Below are 16,425 nucleotides of genomic sequence, written 5' to 3'. Positions count from 1 at the left end.
CCGGAGCAGGGTGATCGCCCCCGCCGAGGGTCGGTAGTCGGAGTCGTCCCCGAAGCTCTCGCCCGGCGCGCCGACCGCGAGGTCGCCGTACCCGTCCTTGTCGAAGTCGCCGATCGCCAGGGCCTGCCCGAAGGCGTCGCCGGCCTCGGAGGAGTCGGGGACGCCCGCGGTGTTCTGGGTGAGCGAGACGCGGCGGGTGGCGCTGGGGCCGGAAGGGGTGCCGTAGACGACATCGATCTTGCCGCCGGTGGCGGCCGAGGGCTCGTCGGCCGGATCCTCCGGGGTGCCCAGAACGATGTCTCCGTGCCCGTCCTTGTCCAGGTCGCCGATCGCCGCCGTCTCGGCGGGGCGCAGGGTCGCCGCCTTGCTGATGCCGTCGGCCGTGCCCTTGTAGTAGAAGGCGCCGGCGAGGTGATCGCTGTTGGGCTTCCGACCGGTGACCACCAGGTCGGCCCTGCTGTCGTCGCCGACCCGGCCCGCGGTGAGGGCGGGTCTGTCGACGCCCGGGGAGTACGAGGAAACCCTGCCCGTGGAGCCCGACTTGGTGAACGGGCCGCGAATCAGCCTGACGCGCCACGGGGAACCGCCCGAGTCGCTCTGTGCGGAGATCGCCAGGTCGGGCTTCCCGTCACCGGTGAAGTCCGCCGCCGCGATGCTCGAACCGAAGTAACTGCCGTACAGGGTCTGCGGGTTCTTCACCGTCGTGCCGCCGGACAGGCCGTTACCGGAACCCCAGACGATGACGACCGTGCCGGCGTCCTCGGCGTCGCCGGACTTCTCGTGCTGCGCGCCGACGACCAGATCGCTGTAACCGTCGCGGTTGAGGTCGGCGGTGGCGATCCGGTCGCCGAACTGGTCGTCCTTCTCCGCCTCGCCCGGGATGCCCGCCGTGTTCTGGCTGATCAACTGGTGCCTGGACGGGTTCAGTCCGCTCGCCGTGCCGTAGACCACGGCCACCTGCCCGGCCTCCGCCTTGCCGCCGGCCGTGGCGAAGGGAGCCGCGATCGCGACGTCCCGGTAGCCGTCACCGTTGAAGTCGCCCGCGTACTTCGCGGTGGCCGCCGTCGCCGGCCCGCTGAGCGCCACGGGGGCCAGGCCGGACGTGAGGAGCGCGGCGGTGAGCAGGCTGGTGCGCTTGCGCAAGGTTTCTCCAAGTGAACGGTCGCAGCGGATCCCGGGGCCGGGCGTCGTGATCGGAGACCTCCGGCAACACGCAAGGGTTGTACGTGAGTTCGAGGGGCTTCCGCGGCGCCGGTGACGGCTCCGGGCGGCTCGCGGGCAACGAGATCGACACCCTCATCGGATCGCTGGAGCGAGGTACTCGTCCTCGGCCAGGGCCAGACGCTTGAGCAGCCCCCCGAGGGCCATCGAGGAGGCGGGACGCGGTGGTGCGGTCCCCGGCGCACGTCCGGAAGGCGGTCGCCGAGGGGGGCGCCGGTCAGGTGGCCGCGTACACGAACCGTAGCGGTGAGTTGCCCCTGCTGCGCCGTCCGCCGACCGACATGATCGAGGAGTACCCCCGTCACCTCGGTCACGCCGACCTGATCCGTGAGTCGGTCGACGGACGGGTGGGGGAGGACCCGCCGGCCGGCCTCTGAGACCCGCCAACACCGTTCCTGATCTTCCTTTTGTCCCGGTTTGCCCACACCTCGAGTGACGCGGCGCACTTTCGGCCACCGATTGCGCATGCAATCCGAAGGTCCGGGCAGGCGGACACGGTCCCCGAGAGTGACACCTGTGTGACACACGGGAGCTGAACAGGAACGGAAGGCAACAGCGAACATGGCGAAGAGAGCCGTACAACAGGCGCGGGCGACCATCCACGTCGGCGGCGAATGGCTGGAAGCGGTCTCCGGCGCGACCCGCGAGATCCTCGACCCCGCGGACGCGTCACCCTTCGCCGTGGTCGCGGAGGGTGACGAGAAGGACGCCGAAGCGGCGGTGGCCGCGGCCCGCCGCGCGTTCGACGAGGGGGAGTGGCCGCGCACGCCGGCCGCCGAGCGCGCCGCCCTGCTGCGCCGGGTGGCCGACCTGCTGGTGCGCGACCGCGAGGAACTCGGCCTGCTGGAGAGCCGGGACGCGGGCAAGACCGTCGAGGAGGGCCGCGTCGACATCGACTGCGTCGCCGACGCCTTCCGCTACTTCGCCGACCTGGTGGCCGCCGAGGCCCCCGGCCGGGTCGTCGACGCCGGCTCGTCCGACATCCACAGCGTCGTCGTGCACGAGCCCGTCGGGGTCTGCGCGCTGATCACCCCCTGGAACTACCCCCTCCTCCAGGCGAGCTGGAAGGTCGCCCCGGCGCTCGCCGCGGGCAACACCTTCGTGATCAAGCCCAGCGAGATAACCCCCCTGACCACGGTCGCCCTGATCGAGCTGCTGGTGGAGGCCGGACTCCCGGCCGGCGTGGCCAACATCGTCACCGGTCCCGGCCACACCGTCGGCGCCCGCCTCGCCGACCACCCCGACGTCGACCTGGTCTCCTTCACCGGCGGTCTGGTCAGCGGCACCAAGGTGGCCCAGGCCGCCGCCCCCACCGTCAAGAAGGTCGCCCTCGAACTCGGCGGCAAGAACCCCAACGTCGTCTTCGCCGACGCCTGCGCCACCGACGAGGGCTTCGACACCGCCGTCGACCAGGCACTCAACGCCGCCTTCATCCACAGCGGCCAGGTCTGCTCGGCGGGCGGCCGGCTCATCGTCGAGGAGTCCGTCCGGGACCGCTTCGTCGCCGAACTCGTCCGCCGCGCCGAGAAGATCCGCCTCGGCCGGGGCACCGAGGACGGCGTGGAGTGCGGCCCCCTCGTCTCCGAGCAGCAGCGCGACAAGGTCGAGGCGTACGTCGAATCCGCCCTCTCCGAGGGCGCGGTGCTGCGCTCCGGCGGCAAGCGGCCCCGGCCCAGCGACATCCGGCCCGAGTCCGGCTACTTCTACGAGCCGACCGTCCTCGACCGCTGCCACCGCGAGATGAAGGTGGTCCGGGAGGAGGTCTTCGGCCCGGTCCTCACCGTCGAGACCTTCCGCACCGAGGACGAGGCCGTCTTCCTCGCCAACGACACCGAATACGGCCTCGCGGGCGCCGTCTGGACCGCCGACGCGGGCCGCGCCCGGCGCGTCGCCGGACGGCTGCGGCACGGCACCGTCTGGATCAACGACTTCCACCCCTACCTGCCGCAGGCGGAGTGGGGCGGCTTCGGCAAGAGCGGCGTGGGACGCGAACTCGGCCCCGCCGGACTCGCCGAGTACCGCGAGACCAAGCACATCTACCAGAACCTGGCACCCGAACCGGTGCGCTGGTTCGCGGGCTGACCTGCCGCTTTCTCCTCCCGCCGCGACCGGCCGGACCCCGCGACCCACCCGGCCGCCGCGACCGCACCCACCCCTGATCCCCCGTCCCCGACTCCCCCCGAGCGTCCCACCAGGAGTGAGCACCCCCATGTCCGACAGTCCACACGTCTACGACTACGTCGTGATCGGCGGCGGCACGGCAGGCTCCGTCATCGCCTCCCGCCTCACCGAGAACCCGGACGTCACCGTCGCCGTCATCGAGGGCGGCCCCAGCGACGTAGGCCGCGACGACGTCCTCACCCTGCGCCGCTGGATGGGCCTGCTCGGCGGCGAACTCGACTACGACTACCCCACCACCGAGCAGCCACGCGGCAACTCCCACATCCGGCACAGCCGTGCCCGCGTCCTCGGCGGCTGCTCCTCCCACAACACCCTCATCGCCTTCAAACCCCTGCCCTCCGACTGGGACGAGTGGGAGGCAGCCGGCGCCAAGGGCTGGGGCGCCGTCCCCATGGAGGCCTACTACGCACGTCTCCTCAACAACATCGTCCCGGTCGACGAGAAGGACCGGAACGCCATCGCCCGCGACTTCGTCGACGCCGCCCAGTCCGCACTCGGAGTACCCAGGGTCGAAGGGTTCAACCGCAAGCCTTTCACCGAGGGCGTCGGATTCTTCGACCTCGCCTACCACCCCGAGAACAACAAGCGTTCCAGCGCCTCGGTGGCCTACCTGCACCCGGTGATGGACGAGCGGCCCAACCTGACGATCCTGCTGGAGACCTGGGCCTACAAGCTGGAGCTGAACGGCACCCGCGCCGAGGGCGTGCACGTGCGCACCAAGGACGGCGAGGAGATCCTCGTACGCGCCCGTACCGAGGTCCTGCTGTGCGCTGGCGCGGTCGACTCGCCCCGTCTGCTGCTGCACTCCGGCATCGGCCCCAAGGCCGACCTGGAGCGGCTCGGCATACCGGTCGCGCTCGACCTGCCCGGCGTCGGCGAGAACCTGCTGGACCACCCCGAGTCGGTGATCGTCTGGGAGACGAACGGACCGATCCCGGAGAACTCCGCGATGGACTCCGACGCGGGCCTGTTCGTGCGCCGCGACCCCGAACACGCGGGCCCCGACCTGATGTTCCACTTCTACCAGGTCCCCTTCACGGACAATCCGGAACGACTGGGCTACGAACGCCCGCAGTACGGCGTCTCGATGACCCCGAACATCCCCAAGCCGAAGAGCCGCGGCCGGCTCTACCTGACCAGCGCCGACCCGTCGGTCAAACCCGCCCTGGACTTCCGCTACTTCACCGACGAGGACGACTACGACGCCCGCACCCTCGTCGACGGCATCCGCATCGCCCGTGAGATCGCCAGGACCGAACCCCTCGCGGGCTGGCTGAAGCGCGAGGTCTGCCCCGGCCCGGACGTCACCGGTGACGCCGAGATCAGCGAGTACGCGCGCAAGGTCGCGCACACCGTCTACCACCCGGCAGGCACCTGCAAGATGGGCGCCGTCGACGACGACCAGGCCGTCGTCGACCCGGAGCTGAGGATCCGCGGCCTCGACGGCATCCGCATTGCCGACGCGTCCGTGTTCCCGACCATGACCGCCGTCAACCCCATGATCGGGGTGCTGATGGTCGGTGAGAAAGCCGTCGACCTGATCGGAGGTGGTCTGCGATGACCATCACGCCCGCCACCCGCAAGCCGCCGACCGCCGACACCGAGGACACCGCCCCCGTCTTCGCCGTGGACGGCCTGTGGAAGGTGTTCGGCCCGAAGGCCGACCGTGTCCCCGCCGACCCAGAGCTGACCGACCTCCCGCCCGCCGAACTGCGCTCCCGCACCGGCTGCACGGCCGCCGTCCGCGACGTCTCCTTCGACGTCCGCAAGGGCGAGGTCTTCGTCGTCATGGGCCTGTCCGGCTCCGGCAAGTCCACGCTGGTGCGCTGTCTCACCCGGCTGATCGAACCCACCGCGGGCACCATCGCCATCGACGGCGAGGACGTCCGCTCCATGGACCGCGCCCGGCTGCGCGAACTGCGCCGCCACCGCGCCGCCATGGTCTTCCAGCACTTCGGCCTGCTCCCGCACCGCACCGTCCTCGACAACGTCGCCTACGGCCTGGAGATCCAGGGCGTCGGCCGCTCCGAGCGCCGCGCACGGGCCAAGGAGGTCGTCGACAAGGTCGGCCTGAAGGGCATGGAGAAGCGCCGCCCCTCCCAGCTCTCCGGCGGTCAGCGCCAGCGCGTCGGACTCGCCCGCGCCCTCGCCGTGGACCCCGAGGTGCTGCTCTTCGACGAGCCGTTCAGCGCCCTCGACCCGCTGATCCGCCGCGACATGCAGGAGGAGGTGATCCGGCTGCACCACGAGGAGGGCCGCACGATGGTCTTCATCACCCACGACCTCAATGAGGCACTCAAGCTCGGCGACCGCATCGCCCTCATGCGCGACGGCCGCGTGGTGCAGCTCGGCACCCCGGAGGAGATCGTCGGCTCCCCGGCCGACGACTACGTCCGCGAGTTCGTCCGGGACGTCCCCCGCGAACAGGTGCTGACCGTCCGCAAGGCCATGCGCCCCGGCGACTGCGGCGGCCCGGACCACCCGGGCGCGCTCCGGCCGGACACGGTCGTCGCCGACGCGATCAAGGTCGTCGCGGCGGACGGCAGGCCGGCGTGCGTGGTGGACCAGGGCCGGTGCATCGGCGTGGTGGACTCGGAGGCACTGCTCGGGGTCGTGGCCGGCAACGGCGTGGCCGCGGACAGCAGCACCGCCGCGGAGGCGGCATCCGTCCGGCGGGCCCTCCCCCAGCGCCGACGTGAGACGCCGCCCGCCGGTACCGGCGCGGAGGTCGTGTGATGGCGACCCTCACCACGAGCGCCCCGCGTCTGGCACTCCCCGGCATCCTGAAACACCGCGCGACCCACAAGCTCCTCCTGCTCGCCCTGGCCGCGGCGGTCCTCGTCCCCCTCGCCGCCGCCCGCTGGCCGAGCGCCGCATGGCCGCACGCGCTCACCGTCAACGTGTCCAAGCCGCTCGCCGACGCCAGCGACTGGGTCATCAACAACCGGGACAGCCACCCGCTGTTCCTGTACTTCTTCGGCTACATCAGCAACGCGGTCGTGCTCTCCGTACGTGCCGTGTACCTCACCCTGCTCGCCGCCGGCTGGGCCGGAGTCACGGCGTTCGGCGCGCTCGTCGCCTGGCGGGTGGCCGGCCTCCGGCTGGCGCTCGGCACGGCCGTCGCGTTCCTCGCCTGCGGGGTGCTCGGCATGTGGGTGCCGACCATGCAGACCCTCGCGCTGATGGTGGCCGCCGTCCTGCTCTCCGTGGCCGTCGGCTTCGTGCTCGGCCTGGGCGCCGGGCTCTCCGACCGGCTGAACCGCGCCCTGCGCCCGGTCCTGGACACCATGCAGGTGCTCCCGGCCTTCGCCTACCTGCTCCCGGTCGTCCTGGTCTTCGGCATCGGCGTCCCCGCGGCCGTCCTCGCCACCGTCGTCTACGCGGCCCCGCCCATGGCCCGGCTCACCGCGCTCGGCCTGCGCGGCGCCGACCCCGAGGTGCTGGAGGCGGTGGACTCCCTCGGCGCCACCGGCCGGCAGCGGCTGCTGACCGCGCGCATCCCGCTGGCCCGCAAGGACCTCCTCCTCGGCCTCAACCAGACGATCATGATGGCGCTGTCCATGGCCGTCATCGCCTCCGTCATCGGCGCCGGCGGCCTCGGTGACCGCGTCTACCAGGCACTCGCCTCCGTCGACGTCGGCGCGGCCCTGGCGGCCGGCATCCCCATCGTGCTGCTGGCCGTCGTCCTGGACCGGGTCACCTGCGCGGCCGCCGGGGACGGCACCAGCCGCCCGCGCGCCATGGCCTGGGTCTACGCGCTGGCCGCCACCGTGGCCGTCGCGCTGGCCGCCCGGCTCCTGGGCCGCATCGACTGGCCCGACGCCTGGACCTTCGACATCGCCGCACCGGTCAACCGCGCCGTCGACTGGATGACCGCCCACCTCTACTCCGGCGTGCCCTACGTCGGGGGCACCGCCGACTGGGCCGGACACTTCACCACCTGGGTCCTCGACCCCCTCCGCAGCGGCCTGCAGTGGCTGCCCTGGTGGTCGGTGCTGCTGATCGTCGCCGCGCTGGCCTGGGTGATCGGCACCTGGCGCACCGCGCTGACCGCCGTCCTCGCGATGGCCGCGATCGGCGTGCTCGGCGTGTGGGAGCCGTCCCTCGACACCCTCTCGCAGGTCCTCGCGGCCGTCGCCGTCACCCTCGTGCTCGGCTTCGCCACCGGAATCGCCGCCGCCCGCAGCGACCGCTTCGAACAGGCGCTGCGCCCCGTCCTGGACGTGTTCCAGACCATGCCGCAGTTCGTGTACCTGATCCCGGTCGTCGCCCTGTTCGGCGTCGGCCGCGCCCCGGCCGTCGCCGCGGCCGTGGTCTACGCCCTCCCGGCCGTCGTCCGGATCACCGCGCAGGGCCTGCGCCAGGTCGACCCGGCCGCGCTGGAGTCGGCCCGCTCGCTCGGCGCCACCGGCCGCCAGCAGCTGTGGCAGGTGCAGCTCCCGCTCGCCCGCCGGTCGCTGCTGCTCGCCGTCAACCAGGGCGTCGTCCTGGTCCTCGCCGTCGTCATCATCGGCGGCCTGGTCGGCGGCGGCGCCCTCGGCTACAACGTGGCCTTCGGTCTCGCCCAGGGCGACCTGGCGACCGGTCTGGTAGCCGGTGCGGCGATCGTCTGCCTCGGCCTGGTCCTGGACCGGGTGACCCAGCCCACCGAACGCCGCGCGACGAAGGGAGCGTGACATGAGGATCCACCGCAGGACGGCCCTGGCCGTCTCCTCGGCCGCGGCCCTGTCGCTGCTGACCGGCTGCGGCGCCGCCGACATGACCAAGCAGGCCTCGCCGTTCGCCAACGCCCAGGGGTCCAAGACGGTCACCCTGTCCGTGCAGTCCTGGGTCGGCGCCCAGTCCAACGTGGCCGTCGCCCAGTACCTGCTGGAGCACAAGCTCGGCTACCGCGTGGACACCGTCCAGGTCGACGAGGTCCCCGCCTGGGACGCGCTCAGCCAGGGCCGGGTCGACGCCATCCTGGAGGACTGGGGCCACCCCGACCAGGAGAAGCGGTACGTCGACGACAAGAAGACCATCGCGCGCGGCGGCGGCCTGGGGGTGACCGGGCACATCGGCTGGTTCGTACCGACCTACCTGGTCAAGCAGCACCCGGACATCACCAACTGGAAGAACCTGAACAAGTACGCCTCCCTCTTCCGCACCCCGGAGAGCGGCGGCAAGGGCCAGCTCATGGACGGCTCACCGTCCTACGTCACCAACGACAAGGCACTGGTGAAGAACCTGAAGCTGGACTACCAGGTCGTCTTCGCCGGTTCCGAGGCGGCCCAGATCACCCAGATGAAGCAGTTCGCCAAGGAGAAGAAGCCCTTCCTCACCTACTGGTACGAGCCGCAGTGGGTGTTCAAGAAGGTCCCGATGACCGAGGTGAAGCTGCCGCCGTACAAGGAGGGCTGCGACGCGGACGCGGCGAAGGTCGCCTGCGCCTACCCGCACACCCCGCTGCAGAAGTACCTCAACGCGGACTTCGCGAAGTCGGGCGGCAAGGCGGCCGCCTTCCTGAAGAAGTTCAAGTGGACCACGGAGGACCAGAACGAGGTCTCCCTGATGATCGCCGACCAGAAGATGACACCCGAGGACGCGGCGAAGAAGTGGGTCGACAGCCACCCCTCCAGGTGGAAGGCGTGGCTGTCCTGAGCCCTACCGCAACCCGTCCGCGATCTCCCGCAGCGCCTGCACGGACCGCCGCTGGAGTCCGGGCCCGAACGTGACGCGGGTGGCCCCGAGTCCGCCGAGTTCGGCGGGCGAGGGGCCCTCGCCGTCCAGCCGGGCCATCATGTTGATCGGCCCCTGGATGCCGGACCGCAGCAGCGGCAGCACGGACGCCGGGGCGAAGATCGGGTACACGCACTCGGCTCCCGCGGCGACGTAGAGCGCGGCCCGCTGGATCGCCTGTGCGGGATCGGTGACCCCGCGCGCGAACGTGTCGATCCGGGCGTTGACGAACAGCTCGCCGGCCGCGGCCGACCGCACCTCGGCCAGCCGGTCGGCGTGCTCGTGCGGGTCCTCGAGGACACCCCGGTGGGAGTCCTCGAGGTTGCACCCCACGGCGCCCGCCTCCAGCAGCCGCTCCACCAGCTCCTTCGGCGGCAGCCCGTAGCCGTCCTCGACGTCCGCCGACACCGGCACGTCCACGGCACGGGCGATGCGCGCCACCGCGGCGAACATCTCGCCGGCCGGGACGGCCCCGTCCGCGTACCCGAGGGAGGCGGCGATCCCGGCGCTCGGTGTGGCCAGCGCCGGGAACCCGGCCTCGGTGAACACCCGCGCACCGGCCGCGTCCCAGGGGCCTGGGAGCACGAGAGGGTCGCCGGGGGCGCGTCGCCGGTGCAGGGACCGCAAGACGTCCACTTTTCTCATGGCCGGTAACCTCCCGGCGGGACGCGGCGGCTCACCATGAGCCGGTTCCAGCCGTTGATGGCGCTGATCAGGCCGATGAGGTGGGCGAGTTCGGACTCGCCGAAGTGCTTGGCCGCCCTCTCGTACACCTCGTCCGGTACGAAGCCCTCCGTGAGGACGGTGACCGCCTCCGTCAGGGCCAGCGCCGAACGCTCCCGCTCGCTGTAGAGGCCCTCGGCCTCCTCCCAGGCGTTCAGCAGTTGGACGCGGTCCTCCGACTCCCCGTTCTTCCGGGCCACCTGCAGGTGCATGTCGAGGCAGAACGCGCAGTGGTTGAGCTGCGAGGCGCGGATCATGACCAGCTCGGCGAGGACCGGGTCGCCGAGCCCCTTCTTCGCCGCCGCGCTCAGCGCCGACATGGCCGTCGCGACCTCGCGGTCCAGCAGCTGTGTACGGCTCACTCGAACTGTCCCGGCTCGCAGTGGCCCGGGGTCATGCGGGTGGTGACCCCGAACCGGTTCCACGCGTTGATCACCGTGATCGCGGCGATCAGCTGCGCCAGCTCGGCCTCCTCGAACCGCTCGGCGGCCCGCTCGTACACCTCGTCCGGCACGAACCCGTCCGTGAGGACCGTGACGGCCTCGGTCAGCTCGATCGCCGCGAGCTCCTTCTCCGTGTAGAAGTGCCGCGACTCCTGCCAGGCGCTGAGCTGCACGATCCGTTCGACGCTCTCGCCGGCCGCGAGGGCGTCCTTGGTGTGCATGTCGAGGCAGAACGCGCAGTGGTTGAGCTGCGAGGCGCGGATCTTCACCAGCTCGTACAGCTTCGGGTCCAGGCCCTTCCTGGCGGCGGTCTCCAGCCGGACCATCGCCTTGTAGACCTCGGGGGCGTGCTGGGCCCAGCGGAGGCGGGGCGGGTGTTCGCGGGCGTACTCGACGGTTTCCTCTGTGCTCATGTCCTCGACCCTAGGAGCGGGGCAGCCCAGGAGTATGGTCCATTTCCATGGCGAAAACCTGGGCCACTGCGGGCATCGACCTGCACCTGGAACCGGCCCGCTCACACGGTCTGCGCCGGGGTCTCACCGACGCCCTGCGGGACGCCGTCCGCACCGGCCGCCTCGCCCCCGGCACCCGGCTGCCCTCCTCGCGCACCCTCGCCGCCGACCTGGGCATCGCCCGCAACACCGTCGCCGACGCCTACGGCGACCTGGTCGCCGAGGGCTGGCTCACCGCCCGGCAGGGTTCGGGCACGCGGGTGTCCGAGCTCGCGGTGGCCCCACCAGCGGCGACGGCGCCCCTCCGCCGCGGCCGCCACCGCTCGGCCTACAGCCTCCTTCCCGGCGCCCCCGACGTCGCCGCCTTCCCCCGCGCCGAGTGGCTCAGGGCCGCCCGCCGCGCCCTGACCGCCGCACCCAGCGACGCCCTCGACTACGGCGACCCCCGGGGCCGCCCCGAACTGCGCACCGCCCTCGCCGGCTACCTCGCCCGCTCCCGGGGCGTACGCGCCGATCCGGACGCCATCGTCGTCTGCGCCGGCTTCTCGCACGGGCTGCGGATCCTCGGCACGGTACTGCGCGCCCGCGGGGTACGGACCGTGGCGGTCGAGTCGTACGGCCTCGACACCCACTGGAAGCTGCTGACCGACGCGGGACTGGCCACACTGCCACTGCCGTACGACGAACTGGGCACCGACACCCGCGCACCGGGGTCCGCCGAGGCCGTACTGCTCACCCCCGCCCACCAGTTCCCGATGGGCGCGGCCCTGCACCCCGACCGGCGGGCGGCCGTCGTGGAGTGGGCGCGGCGCACCGGCGGGCTGGTCCTGGAGGACGACTACGACGGGGAGTTCCGCTACGACCGCCAGCCGGTCGGCGCCCTGCAGGGGCTCGACCCCGACCACGTCGTCTACGTGGGCACCGCCAGCAAGTCCCTGGCCCCCGGCCTTCGGCTGGCCTGGATGGTGCTGCCGCCGGAACTGGTGGCCCCGGCCGTGGCGGCCAAGGGCCGCATCGACACCTGCGGGGTACTGGACCAGCTGACCCTCGCCGAGTTCCTCGACTCCGGTGCCTACGACCGCCACGTCCGCTCCTCCCGGCTGCGCTACCGGCGCCGCCGCGACGCCCTGGTGGCCGAACTCGCCGGGCGGGCCCCCGCGGTCCGCGCCACCGGCATCGCCGCGGGCCTGCACGTGGTGCTGCGGCTCCCGCCCGGCACCGAACAGGCGGCACTGCGGGCGGCGGCCTGGCACTCACTCGCGGTGCACGGCCTGCGCCGCTACCGGCACCCGGAGGCGACCGGTGAGCAGCCCGACGCGCTGGTCGTGGGCTACGGGACACCCCCGGACCACGCGTGGTCCGGAGCGCTGGACGCGTTGTGCGCCGTGCTGTCCGAATGATCGGGAATGATCGGGCGTGTTTTCCGGTCCGGAATTCATTTCGGTGTGCGGGAGTATTAGAGTCACCTCATGAGCACTAGCGATTCCGTATCCCGCGTGGCCCTGAAGAAAATCACCCCCGACGTGTCCGCGGCCATGGGCGCACTGCATGGCGCCGCCGTTTCCGCCGCCCAGGACGCGAAGGTCGAACCGGAAATCCTGGAACTGGTCCGGATTCGCGCCTCCCAGATCAACGGGTGCGCCTTCTGCCTCGACATGCACACCAAGGACGCCCGCGCCAAGGGTGAGACCGAGCAGCGGATCTACGCCCTGAACGCATGGCGCGAGACACCCTTTTTCAACGGACGCGAGCGCGCCGCACTGGCGTTGACCGAGGCCGTGACCCTGGTGCACGACGGGCACGTACCCGACGCGGTCTACGCCGAGGCGGCCGCGGTCTTCGACGAGAACCAGATCGCGGCACTGATCTGGGCGGCCACCGTCATCAACGCCTACAACCGGATCGCGATCGCGACACGGATGATTCCGGGGGCTTATCAGCCCGTCCCGCAGAAACACTGAACGGAACAACTGAAGCAGGGCAGCGAAAAACACGCCGGGTCGAATACTTTTCGATCCGGCGTTGTTTTTCCTGGCCGGGGCAGCGGAAAGTCAGTCGCCCGGCAGCGGCTCCATGAGGCCGTCCAGCCATTCCCGCCATTCCGGCGCGCGCACCGGCTCGGCCGCGCGCATCGGCACGTCGCTCCCGTCGGTCCCGCCCGTCCACCCGGTCACGGGCCGGATGCCGTGCAGCGCGTTGACCAGCCACACCTCACGGCCGTCCAGTTCGGTCAGCGTCCGCTCGCGGTGGGCGACCCGGATGCCGGAGCGCAGGGCCCGTTCCTGGATGAGGCCGACGGTCACACCGGGCAGCACGGGCAGCCGCGGCGTGGGCAGGCACAACGTGCCGTCCTCCCACCACAGCACGCTGGCGGTGGCCGACTCCAGCACCACACCGGACGGCGTGACCAGCACCGCCTCCTCGGCGTCCGCGGCGGCCGCCCGCCGCCGGACACGGGCCAGGACATCCAGGTCCGGGCCCTTGCGGCGGGGAAGCGTCCGCGGGTCGCACTGCCCCGCCGCCCACACCCGTATCTCCGTGCCGAGGGGCGGAGCGTGACGCAGCAGCAGCCGCAACTCTCCCGACTCCGCGGTGAGTTCGACTCTGGGAAACCACTCGCCCGTGCGCGGCAGCGCGGCCGTCATGTCCTGCCAGAACTCCAGGAGCCGGCGCAGCGACGGCCCGTCGCACTCGCCACAGGCCCGCAGGAAGCGCTCCCGGTGCCGGCTGAAACCGCGCACCCGGCCGTCACGCACCAGCCAGGAGTCCGCGACGAGCAGCCGCCCGCCGTCCACCGGCCCGGCCGTCAGCCCACCGCGGGGCGTCCACGTCAGAAGACCTTCCAAGGTCGCCGGTCCTGTCACAGCCGCTCGCCTCCTCAGTACTTGCCGCCGACCGCCGGTGCCCCGTGCCGCGGCCCGTACGGTGCGTGCTCCAGCCACGATCCGCACCAGGGCAGCACCGGCGCGAGGGCAGCCGCCGCACGCTGCTTGACCCGGACGACCCGCCGGTGCGGCCGCAGATGCTCCAGGGCCGCACCGGCGGCCGCGCTGTTGAACAGCCCCGCCGCCCGCCGAACCTCGGCGAAGGCCGCCACCGCCCCCGCCGCGCCGACCTCCGCCCCGGCAGCGACAGCCTCAGCCGCCCCGGCCGCGACAGCCTCAGCCGCCTCGGCCGCGACAGCCTCAGCCGCCGCTGCCGCGTCGGCGATCCCACTGTTCATACCCCGCGCCCCGAACGGCGGGAAGAGGTGCGCCGCCTCGCCGACGAGCAGCACACGCCCGTGCGGATCGGTGAAGGAGGCCGCGACCTTGCGCAGGAAGCGGTACGTCGACACCCACAGGATCCGCTCCGCGTACCCCTCACCGACCACCGCGGGCAGCCACCGCCGCACCGCCTCCTCGGTGCCGTACTCCTCCCACGCGTCGTCGTCCCGGCACTGCAGGTCTACCTGGAAGCCGCCGGTGAACGGCACCCGCATCACGCTGCGCCGGCCGAGCCCCGGATGCTCGTAGTGGAAGACCCGCTCCAGCGGCAGCTCGGCGCCCGGCACGTCGGCCACGTCCACGACGACGTGGAAACCGTCCCCGTGCGAGCCCTCCATACGGATGCCCAGCGCCGCCCGGACCGCCGAGCGCGCCCCGTCCGCGGCGATGACGTGACGGGCGCCGAAGACCCGCCCGTCCCGGGTGGTCAGCACGGCCTCCCCGGGACCGGTCCGCACACCCGTCACCTCCGCGTCCCAGACGAACTCCACCCCGGCCGCCCGGCAGGCGTCGAGCAGGAACCGTTCGGTGTCGACCTGGCGCAGGCTGGTGAAGGGCGGCAGACCGGACGGCGGCGGGAAGGTGCGCGAGTAGACCTCACGGCCGCGGTACAGGGTCCGCCGGGTGTGCCAGGTGCGCCCGTACCCGCTGATCTCGGCGGCCAGCCCCGGACGCATCCCGTCGAGCAGCCGCAGCGTCTCCCGGTGCACGAACAGCGCGCGGCTGCCGGGACGCCGGCGGCCCTCCGGGTCCGCTTCCAGCAGCACGACCGGCAGATCGTGGGCGCGCAGCGCGAGCGCCGCCGACAGGCCCACCGGACCGGCGCCCACCACGACGACCGGGATCACGCCGTGGCTCTCTCGGCCAGCATGCGGCTGATCTCCACCCGCTTCACCTTCCACGTGGCGGTCATCGGCAGCTCCTCGAACCGCCACTGCCGGGGCTCGGCCATCGCGGGCAGGTCGGCCGTGGCCTCCCGCCAGCGTTCCGGATCCAGTGGCCGCTCACCCCGGACACACACCACCGGCACCGGCTCCCGGCCCGCGCCCGGCACGATGACCACCTCACGCAGCTCCTCCAGGCGGTCCATCAGCGTGTCCTCGACCTCCAGATTGCTGTGCACGGAGTCGATCCGATCGACCTCACGGTCCATCAGGTGCAGGGCGCCCAGCCGGGTCCGGAAGCCCACGTCGCCCATCTGCCACCATTCCCCGTCCAGTTGGCGCTCGTACTGCTCCCGGGCGCCGAGGTAGGTGAGGATGCGGCCCCGCGTGCGGGCCTCGATCCGGCCGGGCACCCCGGGCCTGGCCCGGCTGCCGTCGGGGGCGGTGACGCGGACCCGGGTGAAGCCGGGTATCCCGGTGCCGACCCGGCGGCCGTCCGCGCGGGCCGCGCTGCGCCGGGTGAACCACTGGAAGGCGACGGGGCCCGTCTCGCTCTGCCCGTACAGCTGGATCAGCCAGGGCGTACGGCGTCTGGAGGCGTCCAGCAGCCGCCGTACGGTCCGCGGATGGATGGCGTCGAACGTCGAGCCGTACGACCGCACCCTGGACAGCGGCGCCCCCGGCGCGTCGGCCAGCTCCTCCCACAGCACGAACGTGTTGGGGTGGGTCTCGACGATCCCGGGCCGGTGCCGGGCCAGCAGCGGTCCCACCGCGGCCGGGTCCGGGTCGGTGATCAGCACCAGCGGGCTGCCGAAGCGCAGCAGCACGCCGAGCAGGTGGTAGAAGCGCGAGTGCACGAAGGACATGTGCAGCGCGGCGGTCTCACCGCGGGTGGGCCAGCCCATCGCCTTCTGCGGGACCAGCCGGTTCCACATCGTGTTCGCGCAGTGCACGGCGAGCTTGGGAACGCCGGTGGTGCCGGAGCTGTGCGTGATGAGGGACGGCTCGCGGGGGTGGAGCCGTACCGGCGCGGGCGGCCGGGCACCGGCGTACTTCCGCAGCGGTTCGGCGCCGGGCGCGTCGTCCACGGACAGCGTCCGCCGTACCAGCGGGGCGAGGCCGATCTCCCCGAGCGGGCCCTCCAGCTTCGCCCGGTCGGTGATCAGCCAGGGGCGCCGCAGCCGCTGGAGCAGCTGTCCGACGACCGGGCCGGCCAGACCCGGCGAGAGCAGTACGGGAACGGCGCCGATCCGGGAGACCGCGCAGGTCAGCAGCACGATGTCGACGTTGTCCGACTTGTGGAGGGCCACTTGCTCCGAGGGCCGTACCCCGGCCTCCCACAGCCGGCCGGACAGCTCCTCGACCACGTCGGCCAGCGCCCGGTAGGTGAGGTCGACGCCGAGCTCGGGGCTGACGTCCAGCGGCCGGTCCAGGGTGACGAAGACGGCACCGTGGCGGTCGGCGGCGTCCCGGAAGACGGGGCCCAGACAGAACGCGCGGTCGGCGAGCAGGGGCTGTCGGGCCATGCGGCCGTTCC

15 protein-coding genes are annotated in these 16,425 nt (G+C 72.4%); 8 read left to right on the top strand and 7 right to left on the bottom strand.

The window, feature by feature from the left end; all coding sequences use genetic code 11:
• Positions 1-1,143 (bottom strand): FG-GAP-like repeat-containing protein (locus ACWC21_RS31525; protein ID WP_450886731.1); only part of this gene is annotated, 1,143 nt, incomplete at its 3' end.
• 242 nt (positions 1,144-1,385) lie between these two features.
• Here ACWC21_RS31525 and ACWC21_RS31520 point away from each other — a divergent pair.
• The 6 genes from ACWC21_RS31520 to ACWC21_RS31495 all read left to right on the top strand — a co-directional run bounded on the left by ACWC21_RS31520 (position 1,386) and on the right by ACWC21_RS31495 (position 9,042).
• On the top strand, positions 1,386-1,598 hold the full coding sequence (locus ACWC21_RS31520) for a mycothiol transferase (protein ID WP_450886729.1): 213 nt from the start codon (positions 1,386-1,388) through the stop codon (positions 1,596-1,598).
• Between the two features lie 184 nt (positions 1,599-1,782).
• Complete coding sequence (locus ACWC21_RS31515) at positions 1,783-3,303, top strand: aldehyde dehydrogenase family protein (protein ID WP_450886728.1); 1,521 nt, start codon at positions 1,783-1,785, stop codon at positions 3,301-3,303.
• A gap of 127 nt (positions 3,304-3,430) precedes the next feature.
• Positions 3,431-4,963: a GMC family oxidoreductase gene (locus tag ACWC21_RS31510; RefSeq protein ID WP_450886726.1), complete on the top strand. Its 1,533-nt coding sequence runs from the start codon at positions 3,431-3,433 to the stop codon at positions 4,961-4,963.
• Positions 4,960-6,138, top strand: a complete 1,179-nt coding sequence (locus ACWC21_RS31505) for a quaternary amine ABC transporter ATP-binding protein (protein WP_450886725.1) — start codon at positions 4,960-4,962, stop codon at positions 6,136-6,138. Before ACWC21_RS31510 ends, ACWC21_RS31505 begins: the two co-directional genes overlap by 4 nt.
• Entirely contained in the window at positions 6,138-8,078 is a 1,941-nt protein-coding gene (locus tag ACWC21_RS31500) for an ABC transporter permease (protein ID WP_450886723.1), read from the top strand. Before ACWC21_RS31505 ends, ACWC21_RS31500 begins: the two co-directional genes overlap by 1 nt.
• A 1-nt stretch (position 8,079) precedes the next feature.
• On the top strand, positions 8,080-9,042 hold the full coding sequence (locus ACWC21_RS31495; protein ID WP_450886721.1) for an ABC transporter substrate-binding protein: 963 nt from the start codon (positions 8,080-8,082) through the stop codon (positions 9,040-9,042).
• 3 nt (positions 9,043-9,045) lie between these two features.
• Here ACWC21_RS31495 and ACWC21_RS31490 read toward each other — a convergent pair whose 3' ends face one another.
• From ACWC21_RS31490 to ACWC21_RS31480, 3 genes are read right to left on the bottom strand one after another with little or no spacing between them, the layout of a single operon-like run.
• The gene (locus ACWC21_RS31490) at positions 9,046-9,765 is read right to left on the bottom strand and encodes an isocitrate lyase/PEP mutase family protein (RefSeq protein WP_450886719.1); all 720 of its coding nucleotides are present in this window, start codon (positions 9,763-9,765) and stop codon (positions 9,046-9,048) included.
• Positions 9,762-10,205, bottom strand: coding sequence for a carboxymuconolactone decarboxylase family protein (locus ACWC21_RS31485; RefSeq protein ID WP_450886718.1), 444 nt, complete (start codon positions 10,203-10,205; stop codon positions 9,762-9,764). Before ACWC21_RS31485 ends, ACWC21_RS31490 begins: the two co-directional genes overlap by 4 nt.
• Complete coding sequence (locus ACWC21_RS31480) at positions 10,202-10,699, bottom strand: carboxymuconolactone decarboxylase family protein (RefSeq protein WP_450886717.1); 498 nt, start codon at positions 10,697-10,699, stop codon at positions 10,202-10,204. Before ACWC21_RS31480 ends, ACWC21_RS31485 begins: the two co-directional genes overlap by 4 nt.
• Before the next feature lie 47 nt (positions 10,700-10,746).
• On the opposite strand from ACWC21_RS31480, the gene pdxR reads away from it, so the two are divergent.
• Positions 10,747-12,138: a MocR-like pyridoxine biosynthesis transcription factor PdxR gene (gene pdxR / locus ACWC21_RS31475; RefSeq protein ID WP_450886715.1), complete on the top strand. Its 1,392-nt coding sequence runs from the start codon at positions 10,747-10,749 to the stop codon at positions 12,136-12,138.
• Positions 12,139-12,207: 69 nt separating this feature from the next.
• Positions 12,208-12,699: a carboxymuconolactone decarboxylase family protein gene (locus ACWC21_RS31470; RefSeq protein WP_450886714.1), complete on the top strand. Its 492-nt coding sequence runs from the start codon at positions 12,208-12,210 to the stop codon at positions 12,697-12,699.
• 90 nt (positions 12,700-12,789) lie between these two features.
• Here the strand turns inward: ACWC21_RS31470 and ACWC21_RS31465 are convergent, their stop codons facing one another.
• From ACWC21_RS31465 to ACWC21_RS31455, 3 genes are read right to left on the bottom strand one after another with little or no spacing between them, the layout of a single operon-like run.
• Positions 12,790-13,602 carry an aminotransferase class IV gene (locus ACWC21_RS31465; RefSeq protein ID WP_450886712.1) on the bottom strand — a complete coding sequence of 271 codons (813 nt, stop codon included), beginning with the start codon at positions 13,600-13,602 and terminating at the stop codon, positions 12,790-12,792.
• A 14-nt stretch (positions 13,603-13,616) separates the two neighbouring features.
• The gene (locus tag ACWC21_RS31460) at positions 13,617-14,852 is read right to left on the bottom strand and encodes an FAD-dependent monooxygenase (protein ID WP_450886710.1); all 1,236 of its coding nucleotides are present in this window, start codon (positions 14,850-14,852) and stop codon (positions 13,617-13,619) included.
• Entirely contained in the window at positions 14,849-16,414 is a 1,566-nt protein-coding gene (locus ACWC21_RS31455; RefSeq protein ID WP_450886708.1) for a class I adenylate-forming enzyme family protein, read from the bottom strand. The genes ACWC21_RS31460 and ACWC21_RS31455 overlap by 4 nt, the downstream gene beginning before the upstream one ends.
• Between the last annotated feature and the right edge of the window lie 11 nt (positions 16,415-16,425).

Source organism: Streptomyces sp. NPDC001348, from assembly GCF_053597535.1.
This window is presented reverse-complemented; position numbering and strand designations above follow the sequence as displayed.